The organism is Mesorhizobium sp. PAMC28654 (assembly GCF_020616515.1).
Lineage (GTDB): Bacteria > Pseudomonadota > Alphaproteobacteria > Rhizobiales > Rhizobiaceae > Mesorhizobium.
The window spans coordinates 102,947-128,881 of record NZ_CP085135.1; the positions used below are offsets into that span (position 1 = coordinate 102,947).

28 protein-coding genes and 1 pseudogene are annotated in these 25,935 nt (G+C 61.8%); 12 read left to right on the plus strand and 17 right to left on the minus strand.

The window, feature by feature from the left end; genetic code table 11:
* Positions 1 to 145: 145 nt before the first annotated feature.
* On the plus strand, positions 146 to 2,707 hold the full coding sequence (locus LGH82_RS00490; RefSeq protein ID WP_227346822.1) for a GcvT family protein: 2,562 nt from the start codon (positions 146 to 148) through the stop codon (positions 2,705 to 2,707).
* A gap of 42 nt (positions 2,708 to 2,749) precedes the next feature.
* Here LGH82_RS00490 and LGH82_RS00495 read toward each other — a convergent pair whose 3' ends face one another.
* Both LGH82_RS00495 and LGH82_RS00500 read right to left on the minus strand, forming a co-directional pair.
* Entirely contained in the window at positions 2,750 to 3,427 is a 678-nt protein-coding gene (locus LGH82_RS00495) for a hypothetical protein (protein ID WP_227346823.1), read from the minus strand.
* Between the two features lie 5 nt (positions 3,428 to 3,432).
* On the minus strand, positions 3,433 to 3,801 hold the full coding sequence (locus LGH82_RS00500; RefSeq protein ID WP_227346824.1) for a hypothetical protein: 369 nt from the start codon (positions 3,799 to 3,801) through the stop codon (positions 3,433 to 3,435).
* 235 nt (positions 3,802 to 4,036) lie between these two features.
* Between LGH82_RS00500 and LGH82_RS00505 the strand changes: the two genes are divergently transcribed.
* From LGH82_RS00505 to LGH82_RS00520, 4 genes are all read left to right on the plus strand, one after another.
* Positions 4,037 to 4,870 carry a DUF1194 domain-containing protein gene (locus tag LGH82_RS00505; RefSeq protein WP_227346825.1) on the plus strand — a complete coding sequence of 278 codons (834 nt, stop codon included), beginning with the start codon at positions 4,037 to 4,039 and terminating at the stop codon, positions 4,868 to 4,870.
* Positions 4,871 to 5,025: 155 nt separating this feature from the next.
* A complete protein-coding gene (locus LGH82_RS00510; RefSeq protein ID WP_227346826.1) occupies positions 5,026 to 5,976 on the plus strand; it encodes an ABC transporter substrate-binding protein in 951 nt (316 codons plus the stop codon).
* Positions 5,977 to 6,044: 68 nt separating this feature from the next.
* Positions 6,045 to 6,821 carry an ABC transporter permease gene (locus LGH82_RS00515; RefSeq protein ID WP_227346827.1) on the plus strand — a complete coding sequence of 259 codons (777 nt, stop codon included), beginning with the start codon at positions 6,045 to 6,047 and terminating at the stop codon, positions 6,819 to 6,821.
* Positions 6,818 to 7,609, plus strand: coding sequence for an ABC transporter ATP-binding protein (locus LGH82_RS00520; protein WP_227346828.1), 792 nt, complete (start codon positions 6,818 to 6,820; stop codon positions 7,607 to 7,609). Before LGH82_RS00515 ends, LGH82_RS00520 begins: the two co-directional genes overlap by 4 nt.
* Positions 7,610 to 7,778: 169 nt before the next feature.
* Here the strand turns inward: LGH82_RS00520 and LGH82_RS00525 are convergent, their stop codons facing one another.
* Positions 7,779 to 8,396 carry a TetR/AcrR family transcriptional regulator gene (locus LGH82_RS00525; protein WP_227346829.1) on the minus strand — a complete coding sequence of 206 codons (618 nt, stop codon included), beginning with the start codon at positions 8,394 to 8,396 and terminating at the stop codon, positions 7,779 to 7,781.
* Between the two features lie 218 nt (positions 8,397 to 8,614).
* On the opposite strand from LGH82_RS00525, the gene LGH82_RS00530 reads away from it, so the two are divergent.
* The 4 genes and pseudogenes from LGH82_RS00530 to LGH82_RS00545 all read left to right on the plus strand — a co-directional run bounded on the left by LGH82_RS00530 (position 8,615) and on the right by LGH82_RS00545 (position 11,280).
* The gene (locus LGH82_RS00530) at positions 8,615 to 9,190 is read left to right on the plus strand and encodes a flavin reductase family protein (RefSeq protein WP_227346830.1); all 576 of its coding nucleotides are present in this window, start codon (positions 8,615 to 8,617) and stop codon (positions 9,188 to 9,190) included.
* Positions 9,191 to 9,212: 22 nt separating this feature from the next.
* On the plus strand, positions 9,213 to 10,247 hold the full coding sequence (locus tag LGH82_RS00535; protein ID WP_227346831.1) for an LLM class flavin-dependent oxidoreductase: 1,035 nt from the start codon (positions 9,213 to 9,215) through the stop codon (positions 10,245 to 10,247).
* Between the two features lie 24 nt (positions 10,248 to 10,271).
* Positions 10,272 to 10,493 (plus strand): annotated as a pseudogene (locus tag LGH82_RS00540) (tautomerase family protein); the annotation flags it as partial.
* Between the two features lie 10 nt (positions 10,494 to 10,503).
* The gene (locus LGH82_RS00545) at positions 10,504 to 11,280 is read left to right on the plus strand and encodes an alpha/beta fold hydrolase (protein WP_227346833.1); all 777 of its coding nucleotides are present in this window, start codon (positions 10,504 to 10,506) and stop codon (positions 11,278 to 11,280) included.
* 23 nt (positions 11,281 to 11,303) lie between these two features.
* On the opposite strand, the gene LGH82_RS00550 is transcribed toward LGH82_RS00545, so the two are convergent.
* From LGH82_RS00550 to LGH82_RS00555, 3 genes are all read right to left on the minus strand, one after another.
* The gene (locus LGH82_RS00550) at positions 11,304 to 12,242 is read right to left on the minus strand and encodes a GlxA family transcriptional regulator (protein ID WP_354462127.1); all 939 of its coding nucleotides are present in this window, start codon (positions 12,240 to 12,242) and stop codon (positions 11,304 to 11,306) included.
* 379 nt (positions 12,243 to 12,621) lie between these two features.
* Positions 12,622 to 12,756 carry a hypothetical protein gene (locus tag LGH82_RS33215; RefSeq protein WP_013531161.1) on the minus strand — a complete coding sequence of 45 codons (135 nt, stop codon included), beginning with the start codon at positions 12,754 to 12,756 and terminating at the stop codon, positions 12,622 to 12,624.
* 338 nt (positions 12,757 to 13,094) lie between these two features.
* Entirely contained in the window at positions 13,095 to 13,280 is a 186-nt protein-coding gene (locus tag LGH82_RS00555; RefSeq protein ID WP_227346835.1) for a hypothetical protein, read from the minus strand.
* 217 nt (positions 13,281 to 13,497) lie between these two features.
* Between LGH82_RS00555 and LGH82_RS00560 the strand changes: the two genes are divergently transcribed.
* Complete coding sequence (locus LGH82_RS00560) at positions 13,498 to 14,397, plus strand: LysR substrate-binding domain-containing protein (protein WP_227346836.1); 900 nt, start codon at positions 13,498 to 13,500, stop codon at positions 14,395 to 14,397.
* Between the two features lie 33 nt (positions 14,398 to 14,430).
* On the opposite strand, the gene LGH82_RS00565 is transcribed toward LGH82_RS00560, so the two are convergent.
* From LGH82_RS00565 to LGH82_RS00575, 3 genes are all read right to left on the minus strand, one after another.
* The gene (locus tag LGH82_RS00565) at positions 14,431 to 15,384 is read right to left on the minus strand and encodes an alpha/beta hydrolase (protein ID WP_227346837.1); all 954 of its coding nucleotides are present in this window, start codon (positions 15,382 to 15,384) and stop codon (positions 14,431 to 14,433) included.
* A 245-nt stretch (positions 15,385 to 15,629) separates the two neighbouring features.
* Complete coding sequence (locus LGH82_RS00570) at positions 15,630 to 15,815, minus strand: hypothetical protein (RefSeq protein WP_227346838.1); 186 nt, start codon at positions 15,813 to 15,815, stop codon at positions 15,630 to 15,632.
* A 179-nt stretch (positions 15,816 to 15,994) separates the two neighbouring features.
* Complete coding sequence (locus LGH82_RS00575; RefSeq protein ID WP_227346839.1) at positions 15,995 to 18,064, minus strand: ASKHA domain-containing protein; 2,070 nt, start codon at positions 18,062 to 18,064, stop codon at positions 15,995 to 15,997.
* Between the two features lie 68 nt (positions 18,065 to 18,132).
* On the opposite strand from LGH82_RS00575, the gene LGH82_RS00580 reads away from it, so the two are divergent.
* The gene (locus LGH82_RS00580; protein ID WP_227346840.1) at positions 18,133 to 18,393 is read left to right on the plus strand and encodes a hypothetical protein; all 261 of its coding nucleotides are present in this window, start codon (positions 18,133 to 18,135) and stop codon (positions 18,391 to 18,393) included.
* A gap of 79 nt (positions 18,394 to 18,472) precedes the next feature.
* Here the strand turns inward: LGH82_RS00580 and LGH82_RS00585 are convergent, their stop codons facing one another.
* The 6 genes from LGH82_RS00585 to LGH82_RS00610 form a co-directional block, all read right to left on the minus strand.
* Positions 18,473 to 19,447, minus strand: a complete 975-nt coding sequence (locus LGH82_RS00585; protein WP_227346841.1) for a methyltetrahydrofolate cobalamin methyltransferase — start codon at positions 19,445 to 19,447, stop codon at positions 18,473 to 18,475.
* Between the two features lie 81 nt (positions 19,448 to 19,528).
* Complete coding sequence (locus LGH82_RS00590; RefSeq protein WP_227346842.1) at positions 19,529 to 20,620, minus strand: methylenetetrahydrofolate reductase; 1,092 nt, start codon at positions 20,618 to 20,620, stop codon at positions 19,529 to 19,531.
* Positions 20,617 to 21,213 (minus strand): methylenetetrahydrofolate reductase C-terminal domain-containing protein, encoded by a 597-nt coding sequence (locus LGH82_RS00595; protein WP_227346843.1) that lies wholly within the window; start codon positions 21,211 to 21,213, stop codon positions 20,617 to 20,619. Before LGH82_RS00595 ends, LGH82_RS00590 begins: the two co-directional genes overlap by 4 nt.
* On the minus strand, positions 21,206 to 21,508 hold the full coding sequence (locus LGH82_RS00600; protein WP_227346844.1) for a virulence factor: 303 nt from the start codon (positions 21,506 to 21,508) through the stop codon (positions 21,206 to 21,208). Before LGH82_RS00600 ends, LGH82_RS00595 begins: the two co-directional genes overlap by 8 nt.
* A 227-nt stretch (positions 21,509 to 21,735) precedes the next feature.
* A complete protein-coding gene (locus tag LGH82_RS00605; RefSeq protein WP_227346845.1) occupies positions 21,736 to 22,518 on the minus strand; it encodes a formyl transferase in 783 nt (260 codons plus the stop codon).
* A 98-nt stretch (positions 22,519 to 22,616) separates the two neighbouring features.
* Positions 22,617 to 23,195, minus strand: a complete 579-nt coding sequence (locus LGH82_RS00610; protein ID WP_227346846.1) for a DUF4893 domain-containing protein — start codon at positions 23,193 to 23,195, stop codon at positions 22,617 to 22,619.
* A gap of 148 nt (positions 23,196 to 23,343) precedes the next feature.
* Between LGH82_RS00610 and LGH82_RS00615 the strand changes: the two genes are divergently transcribed.
* Positions 23,344 to 24,267: an NAD-dependent epimerase/dehydratase family protein gene (locus LGH82_RS00615; RefSeq protein ID WP_227346847.1), complete on the plus strand. Its 924-nt coding sequence runs from the start codon at positions 23,344 to 23,346 to the stop codon at positions 24,265 to 24,267.
* A 12-nt stretch (positions 24,268 to 24,279) separates the two neighbouring features.
* Here the strand turns inward: LGH82_RS00615 and LGH82_RS00620 are convergent, their stop codons facing one another.
* Both LGH82_RS00620 and LGH82_RS00625 read right to left on the minus strand, forming a co-directional pair.
* Entirely contained in the window at positions 24,280 to 24,909 is a 630-nt protein-coding gene (locus LGH82_RS00620; RefSeq protein ID WP_227346848.1) for a DUF1638 domain-containing protein, read from the minus strand.
* Positions 24,910 to 25,019: 110 nt separating this feature from the next.
* Entirely contained in the window at positions 25,020 to 25,721 is a 702-nt protein-coding gene (locus LGH82_RS00625) for a corrinoid protein (protein WP_227346849.1), read from the minus strand.
* Positions 25,722 to 25,935 lie beyond the last annotated feature (214 nt).

A 25,935-nucleotide genomic window follows, 5' to 3' on the forward strand; every position in this document is an offset into this window, starting at 1 on the left:
GGTGGAAAGAGAGCCACCCCAGGCGGGACGTGAAGCATTCCTCCATCTGGTCGCTCGGCTTTTTGCCAATGTCGCAAACAGGCTTCAATCGCGCCACCGCTCCGCCCTATAGTCCGCCCGCAAAACCGCTTTGGAGTCGTGGGCAATGGCAGGGTTTCCGGAAAAGGCGAAGGTCGTCATCATCGGCCTGGGTGGGATTGTCGGCGCATCGATCGCCCACCACCTGATCGAGCGCGGCTGGGATGACATCGTCGGCATCGACAAATCCGGCATCCCGACCGACATCGGCTCGACGGCGCACGCCTCCGACTTCTGCTACACGACCAGCCATGATTTCCTGTCCTGCTGGACGACGCTCTACTCCATCGATTTCTACGAGAAGATGGGCCATTACGCCCGCGTCGGCGGCCTCGAAGTCGCTCGCGTCGGCGATGACGGTCGCATGGACGAGATCAAGCGCAAGATCGCTTCGGCGAAGGCTTTTGGCACGCGCGCACGGCTGATCGAACCGGCCGAGATCAAGGAAAAGTTTCCGCTGATCGAGGAGCATCTTGTACAAGGCGGCCTGTGGGATCCCGATGCCGGTCTCGTCATTCCGCGCTCACAGACCGTCGCCGGCAAGCTGGTCGACCAGGCGGAAGCTTCGGGCAAGCTGAAATCCTTCGCCAATACGCCGGCCAGGTCGCTCATCGTCAAGGATGGCCGCATTACCGGCGTGGTGACCGATCGCGGCACCATCGAGGCCGACTATGTCATCGTCTGCGCCGGCATCTGGGGCCGGCTGATCGCGGAGATGGTTGGCGAGGACCTGCCGGTCATGCCGATCGACCATCCGCTCACCTTCTTCGGCCCCTACAACGAGTTCGCTGGGACGGGCAAGGAGATCGGCTGGCCGCTGCTGCGCGACCAGGGCAATTCGGCCTATATGCGCGACACCGGCGATCCCAAGACCGCCGAGGGCGGACAGATCGAATGGGGCTATTACGAAGAGACCAATCCGCGCCTTTGCCACCCGCGCGACCTGTTGGAGAAGGACCAGGCCCGGCTTTCGCCATCGCAGCGCGACCTCGACATGGAGCAGATCCTGGCGCCGCTAGAGCGCGCCATGGAACTGACGCCGATCCTGGGCGAACTCGGCTACAATGAGAGCCACTCCTTCAACGGCCTGCTGCAGGTAACGGCGGATGGCGGCCCGTCCATGGGCGAGAGCCAGAAGGTACGGGGCCTATGGTATGCCGTTGCCATCTGGGTCAAGGACGGCCCGGGCATGGGCAAGCTCATTGCCGACTGGATGACGGACGGCCGCACCTCGATCGATCATCACGCCATCGACTATGCGCGCTTCTATCCGCACCAGACCAAGGAGCAGTTCATCTGGGATCGCTGCACCGAGACGGCGATGAAGGTCTACAATCCGGCGGTGCATCCGCGCGAGCCGTTCTCCAAGGGCCGCAACATCCGGCGCTCGCCGTTCTGGGAGCGTGAGAAGGAACTCGGCGGCTATTTCATGGAACTTGGCGGCTGGGAGCGCGCGCATGGCTATGCCGCCAACGAGCATCTCCTGGAGAAGTACGGCAACCGCGTGCCGGTGCGCGAGAACGAGTGGGACAACCGCCATTTCTGGCGGGTTTCCAATGCCGAACACCTCGCCATGAGCGAGGATTGCGGCATCGTCAACCTGTCGCATTTCGCCATGTACGACGTCGAGGGCCCTGATCACGTCGCGTTGCTGGAATGGCTCTGCGCGGCCAAGATCGGCGGTGACAACAATATCGGCAAGGGCATCTACACCCACTTCCTCGACGAGGAAGGCATGGTGCGCGCCGACTTTACCGTCATCCGCATGGCCGACCGCTGCCGTTTGATCGACGGTGCTGACGCCGGACCGCGCGACTTCCAGTACATGCGCCGCACCGCGCAGGACAAAGGGTTCGACGTCACCATCACCGACGTGACGGAGAAATTCGTCACCATCGGCATCTGGGGTCCGAACGGGCGGGCGACCCTGCAGAAGGTGGTCGAGAATCCGGACGGGCTTTCGCTCGAAAACTTCCCCTTCGCGGCGATCAAGCCGGTTCGGATCGGCGGCAAGGATGTCACCGCTTTCCGCATCTCCTATGTCGGCGAGCAGGGCTGGGAACTGCACATGCGCTACGAGGACGGCCTCGCCGTCTGGGACGCGCTGCGCTCGACCGGCGTGATGCCCTTCGGCGTCGAGACCTATGCCAACACGCGCCGCATGGAAAAGAGCCTGCGCCTGCAGAACGCCGACCTTCTGACCGAGTACAATCTGCTCGAAGCCGATCTTGCACGTCCGAAGGTCAAGGAGAATGATTTCTGCGGCAAGGCCAAGCACGTTGAGTATCGCGCCCGCGAGCACCAGCCGGCGATGCTGTGCACGCTGGTGATGACCGACAATATCGATGCGAAGGGCGTGGCCCGTTATCCCGTTGGCATCATGCCGGTGATGGACCCCAAGACCGGCGAAACGCTGGTCGACGAACTCGGCCGCCGGTCGTTCACGACCTCGATGGCCTACGGCCCGACCATCGGCAAGAACATCGGTCTTGCCTACCTGCCGTGGGCCCATGCCCAGGAAGGCCGCAAGTTCGCCATCGAGTATTTCGGCGAGACGTATCCGGTTGAGGTCGCGGCTGTCGGCTACAAGCCGCTCTACGATCCGGAGAACCTCAAGCCGCGCAGCTGATTGCGGGGATTTGGGTGTAACCGCAGCGGTTGCACCCAAATCCTAATGCTGTAGCGCCGCGTCTATTTCATCCTGGCTTTTTGGCAGGCTGTTGCCGGTCGCTATCTCGGCGCTCAATTTGCTTGCCCGCTCCCAGCGGTCGGCGAAGTTCCATCCGCCAATCTGGATGCTCGAATAGACAGCGGTTTCGCCCCTTGAGCCCGGCGTGAAATACATGACGCCATCTGTCGGAGACGGGTAGGTCGTCGCGCGTTTGTATTTCTTGTAGAACTGGTCGCGGATGCGATTGCTGATCCTGGTGTTGTCCTGTTCGCCGATCCAGGACACGAAGGCGGCCGACAGGAACGTCGACAGGCCGGCGGCAAGCGTTTTCATCAACTCCTCGGTCGCCGGATCGGTGTCTTTCGGCGGCGCGAGGTCGATGGCCACCACAACGATCAGGCCGGAAACGAAAGCCGCAATGGCCGCCGGTCCCAGCACCCAGCCTTCGAGAAAAAGCAGCCCGGCGCGAGGTATTTTTGGAAGGAACAGGTTGCCGATCCACTCCAGGAGATAGCCGGCCACGATTGCCCCGAGCACCAGCCAGAGCGCTTCGGTCCATTGGTGGCTGATCAGCATCCATGCGAAAGCCATGCCGATCAGGACGACAATCAGGGCCTTCGCGGGGCCGCGAAGATCCCCGAAGAGATCCTGCAGTTCCGACCATAGCTTGCCGAACATGACGGTCAGGTCTCGTGCATGGGGTCGTGGCTGCACTGCCAGACGACATGGCCGTCCGGCTTGCGGACCTGCTGCATCGGCGCGTACGGCAGGGCCATCTGGCATTCGTTGGTCGCGGCGAGCGCTGTCAGCAGTTTCACGCTTTCGAAAAGCGCCCGGACCAGCGGCTGCGCCGCGCCGGTCGGCAAGATCGTCTCGCGGTTCCTGTCCAGCGCGGTAATGGCGTCAGCCAATTCGAGTGTGGAGATCGATTTCGGATTGTCGGAGGGATGCAAAGCGGCATGGAACGTCAAGAGCCGCGTCGCCAGCGCCAGCGCGCGTACAATCGGCTCCAGGTCGGCGGTCTCGGCCGCAAAAGGCCTGAACCTCGACAATTCTACCGTCAAAACGCCTAACTGTTCAACGGCCTGCTTTTGCGCATTGGCAAGTTGACGGCCTGGATCTTCTGCCTGCTGTGACATCGATTTTCCCCACAGCTCCGAGGTCGATGATAGTCCAAGTCGGGCCGGTGTAGAAGTGCGGCGACCGTGGGGATGCCGTCGGACGGAGCGGCCGAGAAAATATGGGCAGCCACTTCACCTGCCGCTCCCCTTCGCGCATTATCTGGCCATGGTTCGGACATTGACAGCGCTGCTGGCGGTATCCGCGGTTATCCTGCCGCCGGCCAGTGTTTCGCGCGCGGACGAGCCCGTCGATGTCGAGCTGGTGCTAGCCGTCGATGTGTCGCTGTCGATGTCGCCTGAGGAGCTCGAAATCCAACGCCACGGCTATGCGGCGGCATTGACCCATGATCATGTCCTGCAAGCCATTGCCGACGGCGCGCACGGCAAGATCGCCGTCACCTATGTCGAATGGGCCGGCACGACCTGGCAACGTGTCATCGTACCCTGGACGGTCATCGCCAACCGCGCCGACGCCGAGCGGGTTGTCGAGAAGCTTTCCGCCCAGCCACCCGATAGCGCCCGGCGCACCTCGATTTCCGGCGCGCTGCAATTCGGCAGCGATCTCTTCGCCGAAAGCGGCTTCCAGGGAGACAAGCGGGTCATCGACATTTCGGGCGATGGCCCCAACAACCAGGGGGCGCCGGTCGACGGCATACGCGACGAACTGGTGAAGCAGGGCATCATCATCAACGGCCTGCCGCTGATGACCCGCAGCGGCTTCACCGACGCCTTTGACGTCGATCATCTCGACCGCTACTACAGCGACTGCGTCATCGGTGGCCCTGGCGCCTTCATGATCCCGGTCAATGACTGGACGCAGTTTCCCGAGGCCATCCGCCGCAAGCTGGTGCTGGAACTCGCTGGCCCGGCGTCGCCGCAATGGGCGGCGGAAGAGGCTGAACATCCGCCCGTCGTGCTCGTTGACGACAAGCCGCCCGCCGACTGCCAGCTCGGTGAAAAGATGTGGCGCAACCGCAACTGGATGCAGAACCAGCCGTAGAGCCTCTGTTTCGTGAACTTGTTTCGTGGGCAGCGCGATCATGATCCAGCACGCGGTGCGCCGGGTCTTGGCGCACTACACTTTCCTGTTCATTGACAAGCTCGGTGGCGTCTGTGAACAATTCCCCAATTCAAGAAAACAAAAGGGGAACCGACATGAACAGGATCGCCGTTTTTACAGCAACATTGACGCTTGCCGCCGGATTGTCCGCGCCGGTGATGGCCGCCACGGCGCTCACCATTGGTATCAGCGGGTGGACGGGCTTCGCCCCGCTGACGCTCGCCAAGCAGGCTGGCATCTTCGAGAAGCATGGCCTCGATGTCACCTTGAAGAAGGTGCCGCAGGCGAGCCGGCCGCTGGCCATCGCCAGCGGGGACCTGCAATGCGCGGCCACCACGGTCGAGACATGGCTTGTCTGGAACGCCAGCGGCGTCACCACCAAGCAGATATTCCAGCTCGACAAGTCCTACGGCGCTGACGGCATCGTCGTGCGCAACGACATCAAGACGGTCGCCGACCTCAAGGGCAAGAATGTCGCGTCGTCGGCGCCGGGCACCTCGCCCTATTTCATGCTGGCCTGGGTGCTGAACAAGAACGGCATGTCGACCAAGGATGTGACGGTGGTCAACTTGGAGCCGGACGCAGCGGCTCAGGCCTTCCTCGCCGGCCAGAACGACGCGGCGGTGACCTATGAGCCGTTCATCTCGGCGGTGCGCGACAAGTCCGACCAGGGGCATATCCTGGCGACCACGCTCGACTACCCGATGGTGCTCGACACGGTCGGCTGCACGCCCGAATTCCTCAAGGCCAATCCGGACGCCGCCAAGGCGCTGGCCGACAGCTATTTCGATGCGCTCGACCTGATCAAGAAGGATCCGCAGAAATCCTACGAGATCATGGGCGCCGACGTGAAGCAGTCGGCCAAGGAGTTCGAGGATTCGGCGAAATACCTGAAATGGGCCGACAAGGCCGAGAACAAGCAATTCTTCACCAAGGAATTCCAGGATTTCTCCAAGACCGCAGGCGACCTTCTGCTGCAGATGGGACTGATCAAGCAGGCGCCGGATGTCACGACGCTGGCCGACACCAGCGGCGTAGCCAACTGAGCGGCGGATTGCATTGCCTCGCGGCGGCGCCTGACGCCGCCGTCTTCCCTTTTCCAAGGACACTCTAGATGCCGCGCCCCCTGCATCCGGTCCCGCCGGGCATCCGAACGATGCTCGGCATTTCCTTCTTTGTGCTGTTCGTGGCGTTCTGGGCGTGGATCACGCTCGGCGGTCACGTCAACCGCATCTTCCTGGCCGATCCGCTGTCGATGCTCAAGGACGGCTGGCGCCTGCTGGTCGAGGACCGCTTCTGGCTGGATATCCTCATCACCATGTGGCGGGTCTTCGGCGGCTTCCTGCTGGCGTCGATCGTGGCGGTGCCGATTGGCATCATGATGGGCGCGTGGAAGCCGGTTGAGGCGTTCCTTGAACCGTTCGTCTCCTTTGCGCGCTATCTCCCGGCCTCCGCCTTCATACCGCTGCTCATCCTGTGGGCCGGCATAGGCGAGCTCGAGAAACTGCTGGTGATCTTCGTCGGCTCGGTGTTCCAGGTCATCCTGATCATCGCGGTCAAGGTCGGCAGCACGCGGCGCGACCTGGTCGAGGCGGCCTATACGCTCGGCTCCACGGACAATGGCATCGTGCGGCGAGTGATCATGCCGGCCAACGCGCCTGAAATCGCCGAGACACTGCGGCTGGTGCTCGGCTGGGCCTGGACCTATGTCATCGTCGCCGAGTTGATCGGCTCGTCCTCGGGCATCGGTTATATGATCATCAACAGCCAGTCGCGGCTGGCGACGGGGCAGATCATCTTCGGCATCATCGTCATCGGCCTGATCGGACTGTTGTCCGACTTTGCCTTCAAGGCATTCAACCGCTGGCTCTTTCCATGGAGCCTGGCATGAGCAAGCTTCGCATCGAGGGCGTTTCGCGAACCTTTGCCGGCGTGCGCGGCGGTCAACCGGTCAAGGCATTGATGCCCGTCGACCTGATTGTCACGGCCAACGACTTCATCACCATACTCGGGCCGTCGGGCTGCGGAAAGTCCACACTGCTGCGCATCGTTGCCGGCCTGGAGGAGCCGAGCGAGGGCCGGGTTCTGCTCGACGGCAAGGCGGTGAGCCGGCCAGGCCCGGATCGCGGCATGGTCTTCCAGTCCTACACGCTGTTCCCGTGGCTGACGGTGGCCGAGAATATCGCCTTCGGCCTGCGCGAGCGGGGTATGCCTGAGCGTGAGCGGACCGGGATTGTGGCATCCTATATCGACCTCGTCGGCCTCAAGGGGTTCGAGAACCATTGGCCAAAGCAGCTTTCCGGCGGCATGCAGCAACGCACGGCGATCGCGCGGGCGCTTGCCAACGATCCGGAGATTCTTTTGCTGGACGAGCCGTTCGGCGCGCTGGACAATCAGACCCGCGGGTTGATGCAGGAACTGCTGCTCGGCATCTGGGAGCGCCGAAAGAAGACGGTGCTGTTCGTGACCCACGACATCGAGGAAGCGATATTCATGGCCTCGCGCGTGATCGTGATGACGGCGCGGCCCGGCAAGATCAAGTCGGATGTCGCCGTCGACCTGCCGCATCCCCGCCATTACACGCTGAAGACCAGCCCGGAATTCTCGGCGCTGAAGGCGCGGCTGACGGAGGATCTGCGCGTCGAGGCGATCCGGACGGCACAGACCCAGTTGGGCTAGAGCCAGTTGGGCTAGAGCCAGTTCCATCCCGATGGAATCGGGATGGGGCTCTATTTGTTTCGGCATGATCTTCTCCGAAAACCGGCGTCCACTTTTCGGGATCATGCTCTAGAGGCCAGGTGTGGCGCCGCTGCCGGCTGCGCTTTCGATGGCAATTGTGTTCGTCGGGCTAACGTGCGGGCGGCGTCGCGTTCACCAGAGCAATGCAGCCATCGAGGCCATTTTGTATGGCTGCTTCGTCGTGGCGACGCTCCCAGTCCAGCCACAGTCCGTCCAGCGTCGCCATGATGGTATCAGCGAGAGGTGTGACCGCGTCCGGCCCAATCTGGCGGTCGACCGCGACATTGCGCAGAAGTTCGCTCAGTTGCGATCGGTAGCTCTCGTAGAGTTCCCGCTCCACGGTGGCGATCTCGTCGTAGGCGAGCGCGGCGGACCAAAGGTCAATTCTGACGCGGAGATAGTCGCGTTTGAGGAAGGCCTTGCTGAAGCCCGTGCCAAGAAAAACCCGCAACTGCTCGATCGGGCTTTTGGACGACCTGCCGAGATCGCGCTGCGTCGCTTCGAACAGGGTCAAGGACGCGTATCGGTAGGTTTCCACCAGCACCTCCTTCATGTCCTTGAAGTGGTAGGTGATGTGCCCCAGCGATATGTTGGAATGCTCGGCGATCTTTCTCGCCGTCAATTTTGCGTATCCATATTCCTGCAGGCACAGGAACGCGGCCTCGACTATTTCGGCGCGCCTCTCCTGCGATGATCTGACGACGTGCGCCTTTCGTTCCTGGGCCAACGCGTACGCTTCCTTCCCTACATGGTGCCCGAAAAGCCGTTCGGCGGGCTTTGATCCGTCGCTGCCCAGGCTGCCTTTTTATGCGTCCAGCATCAACGGTTGGTTCCAACCTCAGTTGACATATTGATTCGTACAGATGTACAACATAGTCAGATTGGTACATCTGTACAACTCCTGGCTTCGCCACCGCGCGGAGCGCCACGAGACGGGGAGGGGATATGCGCCAGAAAGCCTGGGTGGACGCGCGGAACTGTGACCGCCGCGCTTTGCGTGACATGCTCGGTTCGTTCATGACCGGCGTGACCGTGGTGGCGGCGTGCGACGCGCGCGGCACGCCGAGCGCGCTCACGGCAAACTCTTTTACATCCGTTTCACTCGATCCTCCGCTGATCCTGGTTTGTCTGGCCAAATCGTCGAGAAGTGCCGGCGTCGTGACCCGATCCGAGCACTTCAGCGTCAACATTCTGGGCGATTGGCAACGCGAGATTTCGTCCGCCTTTGCCTCGCGCAGCCCTGCCAGGGATGTCGCGCTGGACGCGCTTACGCCTGGAATGCCGCCGGTACTCGACGACAGTCTCGCCACCATGAGCTGCACGCGCCACCAGGTCGTCGACGCGGGCGACCATATGATCCTGATCGGCGTCGTGACCCAATTCAGCTCCATGGGCGGCGAGCCTCTGGGCTATTTTCGTGGAGGGTATGCAGGCCTGGGCGTCGTACATGCGCACGGGAATCAGGAGGCGCCGGTTCATGTCGAAGGGACATCCACCTCGGCGCCAGCATTCGGCAACTGAAACCAGACGGGGACGACACTACATGGATTTCAACCACTTCCTGTCGAGCTACCTGCCGGATCCGGCCTATGGCGGCACCCGGCTTTACCGCGACATGGTCGAGCAGGCGGTATGGGCCGAAAAGGTCGGATATCGCGCGGTGTCGATCCCCGAGCACCATCTCATCAATATCCTGCTCGTGCCGTCGCCGCTCCAGCTTGCGGTGCGCATAGCCACGCTGACGAACCACATCAAGCTGGTCACGTCCATCGCGGTGCTGCCGGTGCGCGACATGCGGATCTTCGCCGGCGAGGTCGTGCAGGCAAGCATGCTGTGCGACGGCCGACTTGTGCTGGGCGTGGGTCGAGGCGCTTTCGCCTACGAGGTGGCCCGGCTGGGCACCCCGATCGAGCAGACCCGAGCAAAGTTCGATGAATCGCTTGAAGTGCTGCAGGCGTTGCTGACGCGCGAGGAGGTTTCCTGGAACGGCGACTTCTACCGCTTCGACCCGATCACCATCATGCCGCGGCCCGAGGTCGAGATACCGCTGATGATGGCGGTGATGGCGCCGGAGGGCATCGAGGCCTGTGCCAGGCAGGGCTACATGGTCCAGACCACGCCATTGCAAGCGTCCCATTCGGTGCTCATGGAGCAGGTCAACGCGTTCAAGCGCGGCAAGGCCGAGGCCGAACTGAGCGGCAGGACGAGCCGCCTGTCGCTGATGCGCGGCATCTATCTGGCCCGCGACGCCGGCGACGCACGGCGCAAGCTTGAACTGGCCTACAGCTACTACGAGCGGTTCGACAATGTCTTCTCAGGACCCGGCATCGTTGACAATGGCTGCATCCGTCCGCTGCCGCGCCGTCAGTCGCTGGAAGAGCTTGGCCGAAGCCTTATCATCTGCGAGGCCGCGGAAATGATCGACCGTATCTCGGCGTATGCCGAAGCGGGGATCGATGAAGTCATCATGTCCAGCAATTTTGGCCAACCGCAGGCCGAGACGCTCGACATGATGGAGCGGTTCTCGGTGGAAGTCATGCCCCAACTCGCTGGCAACCGCAAACGGTCGGCCGCCTGATCTCACTGTCGAAAACGGAGAAATGAAGACATGCCAGTCATAAAAGTCGAAATGTTCAGCGGCCGCACGGTCGACCAAAAGCGTCAGTTGGCAAAGGCGCTGACGGACAGCTACGTCAACGTGTGTGGCGGCAAGCCACAATCCGTCCACATCATCATCGAGGACGTGGACAAGACCAACTGGGGTATCGGCGGTGAGCTGTGCTCGGATCTCTATCCCGATCCCAAGCCGGCGGGAGGCGCCTGAGGTGCCGGCGATGAGCAAGCCAATAGACTGCGTCCATTCCATCGAGGGCAGCGGGCCGGCCATTTTTCTGATCCACGGAATCGGTGCGCGCCGCGCCGGCTGGTCGAAACTGGTGGAAGCACTGAAGGACAAGTTCACCTGCATTTCCTACGACCTGCGCGGTCACGGCGACTCGCCGCTTCCTTCGGATCGCTTCGGACTTGAGGATCTCGTCGACGATCTGGAACATTTGCGTGCCAAGCTTGGCATCGAACGGGCGCATCTAGCAGGCCACTCGCTTGGCGGCATGATCGGCCCGGCGTACGCAAGACGTTTTCCGGACCGGGTTCTTTCGGTCGGCTTGCTGTCGACCGCCGCATTCCGCACGGAAGATGACAGCGCCAAGGTCAAGGCGGTCGTTGCGGCCATGCGCGAGCGCGGCATCGGCCAGGTGCTCGACACACTGACGGCCCGCTGGTTCACGGATGAATTCGCGTCACGGCGCCCGGACGTCATCGCGTGGCGCAAGAAACAGGTGATGGATACGCCGGCCGAGATATTCCTCAACGTCTTCGACATCTACGCCGAGACGGAGATGGGGCCATGGCTGCACGAAGTCCTGGCTCCGTGCCTGGTGCTCACAGGCGAGTTCGACGGCGGCTGCAACCCGCGCCTCAACCGACAGATCGCGGAGGCTCTGCCGCATTCGGAGTTGGTGATCCTGGACGGGCTGAAGCACGCGATCCTGATCGAAGCCAGCGAGCGGGTCGCGCCGCCCGTGCGGCAGTTCCTGCTCGCCAATTCCTGACGGACAGCGCGCCTGCTTTCGGATCAGGCAGCAAGCAGCTGCTTGCGGTCGACACGCTCCTGCTGCGGCGAGCGGGCATAGAGTTCCCGGTAGCATTTGGAGAAATGCGAGGCCGAGACAAAGCCGCAGGCAACGGCGACCTCGACCACGGGCATGGACGACTGGATCAGCAGGTGCCGGGCGCGGTCAAGGCGGATCTCCAGATAGTAGCGGGCGGGGGACCTGCCCATCTCGGTACGGAACAGGCGCTCGATCTGGCGGCGCGACAGGTCGACATGATCGGCGATCTCGATCAGCGACAGCGGCTCTGACAAATTGCCCTCCATCAGCTCGATGATGGTCAGAACTTTCGAGTTCTGTACGCCAAGGCGCGCGCGCAGCGGCAGGCGCTGGCGGTCGGTCGGGCTGCGCACGCGGTCGGTCAGCACCTGCTCGCACACCCGGTTGACGAGGTTCTCGTCGAAATCGTCGCCGATCAGCTTCAGCATCATGTCGAGGGCGGCGGTGCCGCCGGCACAGGTGTAGATATTCTGGTCGATCTCGAAGAGATCGGCAAAGACATTGGCCTTCGGGAATGCCTCGGAGAAGCCCGGCAGGTTTTCCCAATGGATGGCGCAGCGCTTGTTGGACAACAGACCGGCGGCGGCAAGGATGTGCGCGCCGGTGCACAGGCCGCCGACGGCGACGCCGCGATTGTATTCCTCGCGCAGCCAGGCGAAGGCCGATTTGTTCTGATAACGCTCGACATTGATGCCGCTGCAGACGATGGCCATGTTCGGCCTCTCGGGGCCGGCCATCTTCTTGCGCTCTTCCTCCAGCGAGGTGTTGACGGCGCATTCGACGCCGTTCGAGGCGCGCACCGGCTTGCCGTCGATACTGGCCAGACGCCAGCGATAGGCCTCGTAGCCGAGCATCCGGTTGGCCGAGCGCAGCGGGTCAAGCGCCGTCGCGAAGGCGATCATGGTGAAATCGGGGACGAGGAAAAATACAAACGATCGCTTGATCGGATGCTTGACGGCGTTCAAGGGAACCTCATCTGGCCATGACGCTAACAGGATGTCGCGAATAGCATAGCGACATCAGGAAAAACCATTCCTGTCAATTGGCTAGGAGGCAAGGAGAAGATTAAATTTGCGACATGGGTCGCAAATGGGCAATCGCTGTGCAGTGACGCCCGAACGGTTACCATCGTCAGGTTGTGGGAAGGCCTGGGAGAGCAATCCGCAAACAAAAACGCCGCCTCGGCAAACCGAAGCGGCGGCAGTCAACTCCAAGGTCGCGGCAGGGAAGCGCGGCACTGGAGGTCGGCCGCGGGTCGAGAAGACCGCGCGGCTTCTGATATCAGGCGACGAAGCCGAGGCGCGCCGCATTCATGGCGCCGGTCTGGCCGGGCATGGTGTTGGCAAGGCGCTGGCGCTCGAGAGCGGTCGTCAGGTTCATTTCGCGGCGGGCAAAGAGGCGGGCAAAAAGCTTCATGATTCATCTCCATTCGGTTGCTTAGACGGGTCGCCTTCGCTTTATGGAGTGGGGCAGCTCGTTTGCTGACGCTGATATAGGCTTGTGTAAGCAAAAACTAAATCGCAAATGCGAAGCGCTTGATATGAAAAGCGACACCAGATGCGACATGTTTGGGCACCGTGCCTGAAATTTATGATTTTTTACAAGGCATTAGCTGGAAAACGGACAGCTATGCGGCTTGCTCATATGCGCCATGCGCTGCTGACATGGCTCTAAAACTCATTTGAATACAAATAAAACTGAGAAGGCCTGCCGGGCGGGTGCGCGGCAGGCCTTCAGCATTTGGTACACACGGTTTACTTTGCTCCAGCCCAGGATCCGACGCCATTGCGAATGCCGGTCTTAGAGTCGGCGGCCTCGGGCCAGCCAATATCCTTCTGCAGTTCGATCGGCAGTGAGCGGATGGCTCGTTCGGTCTGGTAGCGGGCGCGTGCGGCGTTGAATTCGGTCGCAATCCGACCGATGGACGACAGGATAGACATTACTTTCTCCTTTTGTGCCCGGTGCCAGGGCAGTGGCTGATTACGTCAGTTCTGTTTCAGCTTCATTTCGTGTCGATTGCAGGTCTGTATCGCGGTCGTTTCATGACTGCATATGGCAGCATCCTGCTTCGACAAGATTGACTATCTTCCCAAACTGATGTTCAATCAAACGAAATGGAATGATGCTTTGTATCAGAAAAATTGAAGGCTGGTTCCCATGAACGCCCCGCTAAATCATCCCCTGCCGCTGCTCGACCTCGACGTTTTGCGCACTTTCGTGGCGATCGCCGAAACCGGCAGCTTCACCACGGCGGCCAATGCGGTGTTCCGCACGCCTTCGGCTGTGTCCATGCAGATCAAGAAGCTGGAGGACATTCTCGGCCGGTCCGTCTTCGCGCGCGACGCGCGTTCGGTGACGCTGACCACCGATGGCGAGGTGCTGCTCGGCTATGCGCGTCGGCTGTTGTCGATCAACCGCGAGGTGGTGTCGAAGTTCATCATTCCCGACATTGTCGGTGTAGTGCGGTTGGGCTCCCCAGATGACTATGGCGAGCGCGTGCTGCCGCATGTGCTGAAGCGCTTCGCGCAGTCGCACCCCTCGATCGCCGTCGACGTCACCATCGACCAGAGCATCAATCTGCGCCGGCGCATGGACGACCGGGCGCTCGACATCACGCTCTTGACCAACTCCTATAAGTCCAGCGCCATCGGCGCCGAGGTGCTGCTCACCGAACCGATCGTCTGGGCCGGCGCCAAAGGCGGCTGCGCGCATCTGCGCGAGCCACTGCCAGTGTCGTTGTGGGAAGAAGGCTGCGCCTGGCGGGCAGGAGCGCTCGATGCGCTCGGCCGCGAAGGCCGCAACTATCGCGTTGCCTATATGAGCGCGCATACGGCCGGCCAGCGCGCCGCGATCATGGCCGACCTCGCGGTCGCGCCGCTGCCGAGATCGTTCCTCGGCAACGAGATGGTAGAACTCAGCCCGAAGGACGGCATGCCTGACATCGGCACCTACAACCTCGCCATGGTCGTGGCGCCGGACGCCAGCGCGCCGGTCAAGGCGGTCGCCGATCACATCCGCGACACCTTCGAAGTGTTCAGGCAAACCGGCAAGTTCTGATCCGCCAATAGCGTCGGACGAAAAGCAGAAGTGCTACTCCGCCGCCTCGGCGGAGGGTGCTTCGAATAGTGTTCTCGCATTTTGCCTGACCGGTGTCTGGCTCTCGCTCAGAAAGGCAACGATGTGTTGGCGTGCGCGGCGCGATTCCGGCATGTCGATCAGCGGCCAGACATGAAACATGCCTTCTTCATGGATGACATCGACCTCGACGCCGGCGGCGCGTGCCTTTTCGGCAAAGATCAGATTGTCGGGTGTCAGCAGATCGTGTGAACCGGTCAAGAGCAGCGTTTTCGGCAGCACCGACAGATCGCCGTAGACCGGGCTGATGTGCCAGTCGCTGCGGTCGATGCCAGCACTGTACATCCGGATCGCTTCCAGGCCGCCCGGAATGCCCAGCCATGGATCGTTGCGCTCGGCCTCGAACAGTTTCGGATTGGAAAGCGACATGTCGAGGCCCGGCGAAATCAGCACATGGCGCGATGGCAGTGGCAGAGCCTCCTCGGCGGCCATCATGGTCAGCACGACAGCCATGTTGCCGCCGGCGGAGTCGCCCATGAAGACGATGTCTTCAGCCTCGGTCTCTTCGAGCATCTGGCGATAGACCTCGCCGACCATTCCGAACATGTCATGGAAATCATGCTCGGGCGCGATGGGATAGATCGGCACAGTGATGCCGAAGCCCAGCCGATCGGCCATCTCGGCGATCAGATTCCAATGATAGGATGTGATTTCAAAGACATAGGCGCCACCGTGCAGGTAGAGAATCCGCCTCTGTTCGTCGCCTTTGGGTGCGATCTCGTAGACCGGAAAGTCGTTCACCGTGCGCGTCGTTATGTCGAGGCGCGACCGCACCGATGCGGGTGGCTGATGGTCCTCCGTCTTACGCGCATTGGCGATCCATCGCTGCAGGCTTTCCGGGCTGGAGAAGGCCTGCTTGCGGCTGTGCCTGAGGACGAAGGACACGAAGTGGCTTTTGAAACTTGGCATGCGGATACACGAACTTCGGCAGAGCCGACTAAGAGAATTCCCCCTCTTTTCCGAAGATCGTGTCTTCGCCAGGAATGTCAAGATTTATGCCGTCCACACGATTGTGTGACAGCTTGGGGGGCAGCCTCACTTTCGCCGAGGCTGGAGGCGCAGCAGGGCGGCGCGCAGCCGATTGTCGGTTGGGGCCGAGGCCGGATGACGGCCCCGGCGCGCGCCGAGCAGTTTGCACTTGTCGGCGAATGTCATCAGCGCGCGGCGCTCCAGATCGCGCCGGTCAGGCTCGCCCTTTCGCTCGATCGCGGCGACACCGGCCAGCCGATGTCCTTCTGGATTTCTGGAGGCAGGCTGTTCAGGATGCGCCTTGCCTTGTTGCGGTCGTGCGCTTTCTTGATGGCCGCGCCATAGCGGCCGAGGCTTTCAAACATCGACATCTTCATCTCTCCCTTGGAGTCTCGCGGCGGCCGAAGACATTTCGTGCCTGCCGTTCGATGTCGGTTAAATGCCCCGCCTGTGTATCCAGTGGATTTCGCGAAAGCGCGTTTTGGTTTCGAGATTGGTTCGATCTTGAAACATTTGCATGCAAATGAAATTGCACCGTGCCGGGGTGAGATTACTCCCGGCTACGCCGTGCCGCGTGGCCTTCGCGCGAGCGCCGGCGCGGCGCGGCGTCACCGGCGACACCATCCTCGCTCACGGTCTTGCGTGGTGGCAGTTTCACCGCCGCCGACAGTTTCGGGAACGGGTCGACCTTGTTCGGCAGCGCCATGGCGTAGACGAAATGCTCCTGGAATTTCGGTTCCAGGGCGGTCTCGATCTTCTCGATCTGGCTGACGGTTTCCTCGATTTCGCGACGATAGCCGCGATTGAGCAGGGCCATGCGCGCGCCGGCACCGGCGGCGTTGCCGACAGCCATGACCTTGTCGAGATCGCAATCGGGAATCAGGCCCAGCACCATGGCGTATTTCGGATCGATGAAGGAGCCGAAGGCGCCGGCGAAGTGAATACGGTCGACATGCTCGGTGTTCTGCTTCTCCATCAGCAACTTGGTGCCGGCATAGAGGGCCGCCTTGGCAAGCTGGATGGCGCGAACGTCGGTCTGGGTGATGGTGATCTTCGGCTCGCCTTCCTTCAGCACGTAGGAGAAGGTGCGGCCGTTTGCGACAACACGCGGCGAACGCATGCTGAGCGATCCATCGACGACGCCATCCTCGGAGATGATGCCGGCGAGATACATTTCCGCGACGATCTCGATGATGCCGGAGCCGCAGATGCCAGTGACGCCGGTTGCCTGCACGCTGTCGAGGAAACCTGGCTCGTCGGACCACAGTTCCGAACCGATGACGCGGTACTTTGGCTCCAGCGTGTCGGGATCGATGCGCACGCGCTCGATTGCGCCGGGAGCGGCCCTCTGGCCGCCGGAGATTTCAGCACCCTCGAAAGCCGGGCCGGTCGGCGAGGAAGCCGCCACGACGCGCGCACGATTGCCAAGCACGATCTCGGCATTAGTGCCGACGTCGACGATGAGCATCATCTCGTCCTGGCGGTGCGGGCCTTCCGACAGCGTTACGGCCGCCGCATCGGCGCCGACATGGCCGGCGATACAGGGCAGCATGTAGAGCCGGGCGCCCGGATTGAGCTTCAGGCCGATGTCGGATGCCTTGATGTGCACGGCGCCGGAGACGGCCAGCGCGAAGGGCGCGCCGCCAAGCTCGGTCGGATCGATGCCGAGGAACAGATGGTGCATGATCGGATTGCCGACGAAGACGGAATCCAGGATGTCATTGCGCTGGACATTGCCCTCCACGCAGACCTTGTCGACGAGGCTCGAGATCGCCTCGCGCACGGCAACCGTCATGCCTTCACGGCCATCCGGGTTCATCATCACATAGGAGACGCGGCTCATCAGATCCTCGCCGAAGCGGATCTGCGGGTTTGAGGTACCCGAGGACGCGGCGACGCGGCCAGACAGCAGCGACACCAGATGCATGGCGATGGTGGTCGAGCCGATATCGCAGGCCAGCCCATAGGCCTCGTTCTTGAGGCCGGGCCACAGCGCGATGACCCTTGCGGTCTCGCTATCGGCGTCCTTGTAGATGGCGGCGGTCGCGGTCCAGTTGCCCTTGCGCAAAATGCCCTGCACCTGCGGCAGGAGATAAAAATCGAAGTCCAGGCTCTTGAGGTTCCAGTCCTTCATCAAGGCGATCTTCAGGCGGTCGAGATCGCCGAGCGGCTTGTGCATGTCGGGCTCTTCGATCTCGACATAGCACATGCGGATCGCCGCATCGCGCGCGATCACCCGGGTGTCGGCATCCTTGCGGATGGTCTGCGCGTTGATGACGGTGTCCTGCGGCACGTCGATGACGAGGTCGCCGAGGATCTGCGCCGAGCAGGACAGGCGGCGCCGTTCAGGCAGGCCGCGCACGCGCTCGTAGCGCTCTTCCTTGGGCCCCTTGGGCGTGATGTGCTCGTTGGAGGAGACGATCTTGTGCTTGGCGAAATTGCCTTCCTGCACCTCGATCTGGCAACGTCCACAGGTGGCGCGTCCACCGCACACGCTCTCGACATAGACGCCAAGCTGGCGCGCGGCATCCAGCACAGGCGTGCCGACCGGAAAGCGCCCGCGCTTGCCCGACGGCATGAACAGCACGAGCGGATCGGTGATGTTGGCGGGAGAATTCATGCTGTGGGTCTCGATAACAATTGTCGATGCCGTTTAACGGATCGTTTCACTATTGGGCGGAGTGTCTGATGGTCCAGAGGCCAATCACGTCCGATCTCCTCCTGTCCGCGGTATTGACTGCTTTCACCATGGTACGCCTGCTGAGGGGCCCATGGCTGCGAAATCCGCAATATCTGGCGTCCGGTATCGTCGGGGCGATTGTCGGTGTCCTGCTGCTCCACGGCATCTGGCCGGCGGCCGACGATGACTTCATCGTCGGGGGAGTGACCGGCATTTTCGGATCGTGGGCGGGAATGGCCGTCTTCGACACCATTCTGGGCATGGCCTGACCGCAACACACACCGGACCGACGGCACTAACAGCACGGTCGGACCAGTGAGGTTGGCGGGAGATTTCACGATTGCGCGCTTACCCCCGGCCCATCCGGGCTTCACGTCCGCCGCGCCTGCGGCCGCCATTGCTGGCGCCGTCGCCCGGCGCATTGACCGCGGTCGGAGCCGCAATCGCCTGGCCGCCTTCGGACGGCTTGTAGTCCTTGTAGGTCCTGATCCAGTTGGTGCAGTTCTCGTCGGTGCCGTTCAGCACATTGGCGCCGCGCACGGCTTCCATCTCCTGCGGACGCACCGGGTTCATGATCGCCGAGGTCATGCCGGCGCCGATCACCATCGGGATGAAGGCGGCGTTGATGCCGTGGCGGTGCGGCAAGCCGAACGAGATGTTGGAGAGGCCGCAGGTGGTGTTGACCTTCAGCTCTTCGCGCAGGCGGCGCAGCAGCGCGAACACCTGGCGGCCGGCGTCGCCCAGCGCGCCGATCGGCATGACCAGCGGATCGACGACGACGTCGTGCGCGGGGATGCCGAAATCGGCGCAGCGCTGTACGATCTTCTTGGCGACGGCGAAGCGCACGTCCGGATCCATCGAAATGCCGGTCTCGTCATTGGAGATGGCGACGACCGGGACATTGTACTTCTTGATCAGCGGCAGGATGGCCTCGAGCTTCTCTTCCTCGCCGGTGACGGAGTTGACCAGCGGACGGCCCTTGGCGACCTTCAGCGCCGCTTCGATCGCGGCGGTGACCGAGCTATCAATCGAGAGCGGCAGGTCGACCAGCCCCTGTACGATCTCCAGCGTCTGAACCAGCAGGCCCGGCTCGGTCTCATTCGGGTTAACCGAGGTAACGCCAGCGTTGACGTCGAGCATGGTCGCGCCGCAGGCGGCCTGTTCCAGCGCGTCCCTGATCACGGTCTCGAAATTGCCGGCGATCATCTCGGCGGCCAGCTTCTTGCGGCCGGTCGGGTTGATGCGCTCGCCAATCACGCAGAAGGGCTGGTCGAAGCCGATGATGATTTCTCGTGTCGCCGAGGCAACAATGGTCCGGGTCATGAAATTTCTCCGTCGAGATATAAAGATTTCTTTATATCGTTGTCTGTTCTCGTTCAAGCGAATGGGTGGTCGCCGGCGCCGTCAATGCGCGGTCTTCACCATGTCCACCTGCGTTTCTGTAATCTCGTCGTGCAGTATGCGGTCGAGCCGATCGGCAACGAGCTGGTCGTCGCGGCGGATCTCACGTTTCCATGGCTGGCGGCCCTTCAGCACACCGGATTCATCGACGATCTCGGCGACATATTCTTCCTGGCGGTAGGCCATCACATGGATACCTGAGACGCCGGCGATTTCCTTCACCTCGTTGATGATGTCGATGCAGAGCTGCTTGCCTTCCTTCTTCTGGTCCTGGGCGCCTTCCAGCCGCTTGATGACAGCGTCGGGGATATGGATGCCCGGCACGTTGGAGCGGATCCATTTGGCCGTCTTGGCGGAAGCAAGTGGCCCGACGCCAACGAGGACGAACACTTTTTCGGTATGGCCGAGATCGCGCGCCTTCTGCATGAAGGTTTTGAACATTGGCACGTCGAAGCAGTACTGCGTCTGCACGAATTGCGCACCGGCGGCGATCTTCTTGCCGAGATGGATCGGGCGGAAATCGAAGGGCGGCGCGAACGGGTTGACGGCCGCACCCAGAAAGAGCTGTGGCGGCGTGGTGAGCTTGCGGCCGGACAGGAACTTGCCGTTATCGCGCATGATGCGGCAGGTTTCGAGCAGCGACATGGAATCGAGGTCGAACACCGGCTTGGCGCCAGGCTGGTCGCCGGCCTGCACGCCGTCGCCGGTCAGGCACAGCATGTTGGCAACGCCCATCGCTGCGCCGCCAAGAACGTCGCCCTGAATGGCGATGCGGTTCTTGTCACGGCAGGCGATCTGCATGATCGGCGCATAACCCATGCGGGTCAGCAGCGCGCAGATGCCGACTGACGACATGTGGCAGTTGGCGCCAGAAGCATCGACCGCGTTGATGGCGTCGACCCAGCCGTCGAAAATCTTGGCCCGGTTGTAGACGTCTTCCGGATCGGCGCTGTCGGGTGGATTGAGCTCCGTCGTTACCGCGAATTCGCCGCGCCGCAAGACGCGCTCCAACCGACCGCGTGAAGAGTGGCCGGGCAGGGGATCGAGCGGCAGGTGGATGCCGGCCGGGTTCTCGTCGCGCTGATGGCCGATCATGCCGACGCTCCGGTCTTCGCACTGGCGGCGGCTTCGCGCGCCGCTGCTGCCTGGGCGGTTACCCGCAGCCAGGCGGAGGTTTCACGTAGCGACTGGTCGACCGGCTTCTGCACGGTAAGGATCTTGTCGCCATGCACCATGTTCTGGGAGCCCTCCCAGGCCTTGACCCAGACGCAGGGCATATCAGGCTCGACCTCACAATTGCCGTTGGCGCGCACGCCGCCGCAGGGGCCGTTGCGCAGTTGCTTGGGGCAATTCATCGGGCATGACATGCCGGTGGATGAGAGCACGCACTGGCCGCACATGCGGCAGTCGAACATGAAGCCCTTGACACGTTTCTCGACAAACTTGATCGGTCCTTCGACACGGCCATAGCCGATGCCTTTCCACAGCGGGTGGAGCAACAGGAACATGTCGGCGAATTTGGCATAGAACCATTCCAGCAGGCGCGAATGCCTGATCGACCACAGCCGGATCGCGAAGGAGCGCTGCACGCGCCGCTGCGGCGACACGTCGGCCGGCTTGTAGTCGGATTTCGGCGCTGCCTTCTTGACCAGAGTGGCCTGGGTAACCGCCGGCTGGGTTTCAGACATTTTCTTTGCCGCCCGCCTTTACCAGAGCGACCAGCCGCTCACGGTCGTATTTCGTGTCGAGATCCTGAAAAGCCTTTTCGACCTCGGCCTCGAGGTCGTCACCAACCGGGATGGGATCAGCCTTGCGCCATTCGGCCAGATAGTCGTCGGTGCCACCTGCACCGGTGCGCATGGCGCACATGTCAATCGCCTCGGTGAAGCGCAGCGGCAGTTCGCGCTTGGCGTTCTGCCGGCCCTTCTTGACGATGACCTGGGCGGGGATGTCGCGCCAGTAGACAACGATCAGATCGGCCATGAATTCTTACTCCTCGTGGTTTCGAGCATTGCCGTATGCGTCGATGGCCCGCTTGTTATGGGACGACGCCCGCGCATTCAAAAGCGACGCATTTGGATGTCGCAAAATGAAAGCGCGGAATCTTCGGTCCTGACAGCGCGAACAGGTAAGTCAACTGGCAGGTCGAGTTCGGCGAAAAGCTTGCAACGGAGGCGGAATATCGCCAGGTCGTCTGGGCGAATCCCGTGCTACCAGATGCCGCGTTTGATCCCGGTCCAGAGGTAGAACCAGATCGTCGGATGATACCATTGCTTCGAGGGCAGGCGGGGATCGAATGTGGTGAGACGGCCTGCCAGCGCATCGCTGACCGCATCGATACAGATGTCGCGCGAAAACGCCGCCTGCCGCAGCGCATGGCTGGAGATGGTATCACCGGGTTGCGGCTTGCCGCGGGCCTGCCGCAGCACGCCGCCGGTGTCGACGCCGGCATCGACCAGATGCACCGTCGAGCCGAAATTCTCCACGTCTCCGCTCGCCAGCGCCCAGTAGCCGCCATTCATGCCGCGATATTTCGGAGCGATGCCGGCATGGTAGTTGAGCACCGGGCAGGGCATTTTCGCCAGGGTTTGTCTGGACAGCAGGCGGCATCCGGCGAGCAGCACGACGCCTGGGCCGATGCTTTGGATCGCCTTCAGGCATTCGGCTGAGTCGGCCGAGGCAATTTGGATGATCGATTGCCCTGCTTGCGGTTCGGTCCGCAGCTTCTGTTCGGCGATCATGCGCGCCGCGTGCCCGGCAAGAAAGCGCTTGCCAAGCCGGGTCAGCACCATCGTGCCAAGCTGCCCGATCATTGACACCCAACCTTGGCGGCGAGCGCGCTTGACCAGCAATTGCTTTTTGGATTCAGGGGTTTCGAGGATGACGCTAACAGGCCCCAGTCGATCGGAGATGGCGTTGACGATGGCCCAGATATGAGGGCCGCCTTCGGTGACCACAACGATCGCGGCTCTCTGTTCAATCGCTGAAGCCATGGCGCGCTTTCTTGCCCGGCGCACGACCTGCCGCCGCGCACTCCCGGCTCAATTCTCTGTCGGCCCGGTTAAATGTTGATGACCGAAAGCATCGCCGATCAGCGCTTGAACTCGACGATGTCGAGCTTCGATTCGTAGTAGGGCGCGGGGAATTCGATGCGCCATTCGCTGGCGCCGCTGCGGAAGGCGTAGCCCACCTGGTCGCTTTGCGGGCCGCTGCCATAGGGTTTTGCCGGGTCGCTGTTGACATAGGCGGAGCCGAGATAGATCGCCCGCTTTTCACCATCGTCGAAGAAGCGCCCCTTGGTGCGCTGCGAGCCGCTGACCTTTTCCAGCCTCCAGCCCGAACCATCGTCGGTTACCTTGCATTTGAACCAGCCATAGATGACGAGCGGGGACAGTCCGCCGGCCTTGATGGTGCGGCACTTCCAGCTGCCGGTCAGGTCCTTGTCGGAGAAGGACACGAGCGGCTTCGCCAGCAAGGCGTCGAGCTGCTTGACATCAGCGGGACTGCCGGCCTTCGCTTCGGCAAGAGCCGCCTTGCGCGTCTCGTCATACTTGTCGAGCCGAGCCTTGTCGGCGGGTGTGATCAGCTTCTGGATTTCGCCATCGGCGAGTGCCGGCAGCGTCGCGCAAATGCCGAGGCACAGGGATAGAAGCAACGGACGAACAATCATCTGGGATACCTCTCCTTCGAGACTTGTCTTGGACTGTCAGCACGTGGCTGGAGCAGCGTGTTTGTCGGCCTGGCGTACAATATACCGGTTCGCGGTGGCCCATCATCCGTGCTTAACAGCCTGCGGAACAAAAATCATGGTGTGTCCGATGCGGATTTTGCTTACGGGATCGTCGGGCTGGCTGGGCGCCACGCTGGCGCCGCGGCTCACGGCACTTGGCCACGAGGTAACTGGACTCGATCCCGTTCCGGCGGCGCAAACGCGGATTGTCGGCTCAATCTCCGACCGCGACCTCGTGATGCGCGCGGTCCGGGAAAACGGGATCGAGGCGATCATCCACAGTGGCGCGCTGCACAAACCGAACATCGAGCATTTTGAGAATACGGATTTCGTCGCGACGAACGTTCAGGGGACACTGAACCTGCTCGACGCCGCGGTGGCATGCGGTGTCGATCGTTTCGTCTTCACCTCGACAACTTCACTGATGATATCCCAGGCTATTCGCGCTGGCTTTCAGGGCGGCGCGCGTAAAGCCGCCTGGCTAACCGAGGACATGTCGCCCGAGCCGCGCAATATCTATGGTATCACCAAGCTTTCAGCCGAGCATCTCTGCCGCCTCTATCATATCCAGCATGGCCTGCCGGTGGTGGTGCTGCGCACGGCCCGCTTCTTTCCCGAGGCCGACGACATGGCTGATACAATCGACCAGTCGGATGCCAACACCAAGGCGAACGAATTGCTGTTCCGGCGGCTGACGGTGGAAGATGCGGCGGAGGCTCATGTCGCTGCATTGGAGAAGGCGCCGCAGCTCGGCTTCGACATTTTCATTGTCTGCGCGCCGACGCCGTTCCAGCCTGACGATTGCGCGGCGCTGATCGCCGACGCACCTTCGGTCGTCGCGCGCTATTTTCCTGAGTTTCCGGGCCTTTACACCAGAAAGGGCTGGACGATGTTCTCTTCGATCGACCGCGTCTATGACGCATCGCGGGCGAGGGACAGGCTCGGCTTCGCCTGCCAGACAAGCTTTGCCGATGTGCTGGCTACGCTTAAGGTGGAACAGGGCATGGCCTGACCGATTTCGAGCTCAGGCGTGAGCCGCTGCTTGCGCCAGCCCCGGCGTCAGGTCGCCATACCCGGTCGAGCGCCGCTCATAGGCCAGGCCGAGCAAGGCGGCAGCCCTTTCCGCAACCTTGTCGAGTTCCGGATCGTCGGTCTGGGCCAGATAGATCAGCTTCTCGTAATTGCCGAAATAGTCCTTGATCAGCTCCGGGTGCTTGTCGATGCCGAGCGGCTTCATGAAGAAGGCGTCGAACTGGCGGCACAGGAAGTCGGTCATGTAGAACGACATCATGTCGTCGTCGCCGACCTTCGCATAGGCATCCATGCCCTGGTAGAAAGCGAAGCAGTGCGGGCCGGCCATGCGCTCGACACCATGCTTCTCGCAGACACGATCCAGCAGGCCGCCGGTGCCGCAATCGGCATAGCCGACGAAGATGTGGTCATAGCCCTCGGCCTTTGCCTTCTCGATGGCCTTGTCCATGGCGGGGGCAATGCGGTCGGGATAGAAATGAAACTCCGCGGGGAGACAGGTCAGTTCCAGATGATCGAGCTTAAGCTGCTCTTTCACGGCCAGAACTTCGCGCGCGATCATCCCGCAGGCAATGACCAAAAGCCTGCCTGCTTGATCCGATTGCGTTTTTTGCACCTTGGCCATGATTTCAGCTGAACCGGCTTTCGTTGCCGCAGTCACCTTTCATCTGGTAAAGAAAAAGCCGCGCTGCAAGGCGCGGCTTTAATGGTTGGCCAGGCGCCTTGCTGAACAGATCAGGCCGAAGCGCGCATGTTGTTGTGCTTGCGCTTCATGTATTCCTTGGCGGTCTCGACCGCTACCGCCGCATCGCGGCAATAGGCATCGGCACCGACGGCCTTGCCGAATTCCTCGTTGAGCGGCGCGCCGCCGACCAGCACGACATAGTCGTCGCGGATGCCCTTTTCCTTCATCGTGTCGATGACGACCTTCATGTAGGGCATGGTCGTGGTCAGCAGCGCCGACATGCCGATGATGTCGGGCTGGTGCTGCTCGATCGCATCGAGATACTTTTCGACCGCGTTGTTGATGCCGAGATCGATGACGTCGAAGCCGGCGCCTTCCATCATCATGCCGACAAGGTTCTTGCCGATGTCGTGGATGTCGCCCTTGACGGTGCCGATGACCATCTTGCCCTGCTTCGGCGCGCCGGTGGCGGCGAGCAGCGGACGCAGGATGAACATGCCGGCCTTCATCGCGTTGGCGGACAACAGCACTTCCGGGACAAACAGGATGCCGTCGCGAAAATCCTCGCCGACGATGCGCATGCCCTCAACCAGCGCTTCGGTCAGCACCCTGTAAGGCACCCAGCCGCGCTCGAGCAGTATGTTGGTGCCTTCCTCGATCTCTTCCTTCAGCCCGTCATAGAGATCGTCGTGCATCTGCTGCACCAACTCGTCGTCGGAAAGCTCGGAAAGGATGATCTCGTCGTCGGCCATTTGTATCCAGCTCCTGGCGGCATCGCGACTGTGTCGCAAGGCACAAAATATTGCGTTCAATACCTAACCTGCGGGGACGTGTATCCATAGCTGATTTGCGACTTCCCGCAAAAGGAAAGCGACCGCAAATTTATTGGAATTCTTGTCGATTTTGCGACAGTCGTTGGCGCTGGCTGGCCGTTTCGAATAGGGTGCATGACTACGATCCCGCAAG

What these genes read in the sequence shown, in the direction of transcription:
- LGH82_RS00490 (WP_227346822.1), top strand. Translation starts at nt 146, where the DNA reads ATGGCAGGGTTTCCGGAAAAGGCGAAGGTCGTCATCATCGGCCTGGGT.
- LGH82_RS00495 (WP_227346823.1), bottom strand. Translation starts at nt 3,427, where the DNA reads ATGTTCGGCAAGCTATGGTCGGAACTGCAGGATCTCTTCGGGGATCTT.
- LGH82_RS00505 (WP_227346825.1), top strand. Translation starts at nt 4,037, where the DNA reads ATGGTTCGGACATTGACAGCGCTGCTGGCGGTATCCGCGGTTATCCTG.
- LGH82_RS00510 (WP_227346826.1), top strand. Translation starts at nt 5,026, where the DNA reads ATGAACAGGATCGCCGTTTTTACAGCAACATTGACGCTTGCCGCCGGA.
- LGH82_RS00515 (WP_227346827.1), top strand. Translation starts at nt 6,045, where the DNA reads ATGCCGCGCCCCCTGCATCCGGTCCCGCCGGGCATCCGAACGATGCTC.
- LGH82_RS00520 (WP_227346828.1), top strand. Translation starts at nt 6,818, where the DNA reads ATGAGCAAGCTTCGCATCGAGGGCGTTTCGCGAACCTTTGCCGGCGTG.
- LGH82_RS00530 (WP_227346830.1), top strand. Translation starts at nt 8,615, where the DNA reads ATGCGCCAGAAAGCCTGGGTGGACGCGCGGAACTGTGACCGCCGCGCT.
- LGH82_RS00535 (WP_227346831.1), top strand. Translation starts at nt 9,213, where the DNA reads ATGGATTTCAACCACTTCCTGTCGAGCTACCTGCCGGATCCGGCCTAT.
- LGH82_RS00545 (WP_227346833.1), top strand. Translation starts at nt 10,504, where the DNA reads ATGAGCAAGCCAATAGACTGCGTCCATTCCATCGAGGGCAGCGGGCCG.
- LGH82_RS00550 (WP_354462127.1), bottom strand. Translation starts at nt 12,242, where the DNA reads ATGATCGCCTTCGCGACGGCGCTTGACCCGCTGCGCTCGGCCAACCGG.
- LGH82_RS33215 (WP_013531161.1), bottom strand. Translation starts at nt 12,756, where the DNA reads ATGAAGCTTTTTGCCCGCCTCTTTGCCCGCCGCGAAATGAACCTGACG.
- LGH82_RS00555 (WP_227346835.1), bottom strand. Translation starts at nt 13,280, where the DNA reads ATGTCTATCCTGTCGTCCATCGGTCGGATTGCGACCGAATTCAACGCC.
- LGH82_RS00560 (WP_227346836.1), top strand. Translation starts at nt 13,498, where the DNA reads ATGAACGCCCCGCTAAATCATCCCCTGCCGCTGCTCGACCTCGACGTT.
- LGH82_RS00565 (WP_227346837.1), bottom strand. Translation starts at nt 15,384, where the DNA reads ATGCCAAGTTTCAAAAGCCACTTCGTGTCCTTCGTCCTCAGGCACAGC.
- LGH82_RS00570 (WP_227346838.1), bottom strand. Translation starts at nt 15,815, where the DNA reads ATGTCGATGTTTGAAAGCCTCGGCCGCTATGGCGCGGCCATCAAGAAA.
- LGH82_RS00575 (WP_227346839.1), bottom strand. Translation starts at nt 18,064, where the DNA reads ATGAATTCTCCCGCCAACATCACCGATCCGCTCGTGCTGTTCATGCCG.
- LGH82_RS00580 (WP_227346840.1), top strand. Translation starts at nt 18,133, where the DNA reads ATGGTCCAGAGGCCAATCACGTCCGATCTCCTCCTGTCCGCGGTATTG.
- LGH82_RS00585 (WP_227346841.1), bottom strand. Translation starts at nt 19,447, where the DNA reads ATGACCCGGACCATTGTTGCCTCGGCGACACGAGAAATCATCATCGGC.
- LGH82_RS00590 (WP_227346842.1), bottom strand. Translation starts at nt 20,620, where the DNA reads ATGATCGGCCATCAGCGCGACGAGAACCCGGCCGGCATCCACCTGCCG.
- LGH82_RS00595 (WP_227346843.1), bottom strand. Translation starts at nt 21,213, where the DNA reads ATGTCTGAAACCCAGCCGGCGGTTACCCAGGCCACTCTGGTCAAGAAG.
- LGH82_RS00600 (WP_227346844.1), bottom strand. Translation starts at nt 21,508, where the DNA reads ATGGCCGATCTGATCGTTGTCTACTGGCGCGACATCCCCGCCCAGGTC.
- LGH82_RS00605 (WP_227346845.1), bottom strand. Translation starts at nt 22,518, where the DNA reads ATGGCTTCAGCGATTGAACAGAGAGCCGCGATCGTTGTGGTCACCGAA.
- LGH82_RS00610 (WP_227346846.1), bottom strand. Translation starts at nt 23,195, where the DNA reads ATGATTGTTCGTCCGTTGCTTCTATCCCTGTGCCTCGGCATTTGCGCG.
- LGH82_RS00615 (WP_227346847.1), top strand. Translation starts at nt 23,344, where the DNA reads ATGCGGATTTTGCTTACGGGATCGTCGGGCTGGCTGGGCGCCACGCTG.
- LGH82_RS00620 (WP_227346848.1), bottom strand. Translation starts at nt 24,909, where the DNA reads ATGGCCAAGGTGCAAAAAACGCAATCGGATCAAGCAGGCAGGCTTTTG.
- LGH82_RS00625 (WP_227346849.1), bottom strand. Translation starts at nt 25,721, where the DNA reads ATGGCCGACGACGAGATCATCCTTTCCGAGCTTTCCGACGACGAGTTG.